Source organism: Ruoffia sp. FAM 26254, assembly GCF_045528545.1.
In the GTDB taxonomy this organism is placed as follows: Bacteria; Bacillota; Bacilli; order Lactobacillales; family Aerococcaceae; genus Ruoffia; species Ruoffia halotolerans.
In genome coordinates this window covers 1-581 of record NZ_JBGQQY010000116.1, presented here as the reverse complement: position 1 = coordinate 581, position 581 = coordinate 1, and the positions used below count along the sequence as shown (strand labels likewise).

Below are 581 nucleotides of genomic sequence, written 5' to 3'. Positions count from 1 at the left end.
GGATAGACATTGGTAGTACAAAACTGATAATATTGAATAGGGCTTAGCTTCGCTAAGTTCCATTGGTAACGCTCATTGTTGTAGTAATCCATATACTCTTCAATGAGCTTTTTTACGTCCTCATAATCTTCACACGAAGCGAGATCAATCTCGTCTTTCATATGTCCATAAAAAGATTCCTGAGGGGCATTGTCCCAACAATTTCCACGTCGGGATATCGATTGAATTAACCCATTATTCTCCACAAGGTACTGAAATTTCACACTGGTAAAGTGACTCCCTTGATCTGAATGAATCAGGGTTTGCGTCGGTAAACTCACCGGATGCTGGGCGATAAGTTGTCGTATCATCTTCAAAACAAACGCAATATGAAGCATCGGGCTGAGTTCATAGGACAGAATTTCGTTCGTAAAGGCATCTTTAACCGACGCTAAATATGCCCACTTCTGCCTGCCATACGGCAAATAAGTAATATCCGTCAACAGCACGGAACGCGGTCCGTAAGCTCTAAACTCACGTTTAACATAGTTGGGTTTGACATGTTCAGCCTGATACTCCGCAGATACTTGGCGTTGAAAACG

Annotated in this window: 1 protein-coding gene; it reads right to left on the bottom strand. The window is 42.3% G+C overall.

Annotation, left to right across the window (positions count from 1 at the left end):
• Positions 1 to 581 (bottom strand): IS3 family transposase (locus ACEN3Z_RS11905; protein WP_407090988.1); only part of this gene is annotated, 581 nt, incomplete at both ends.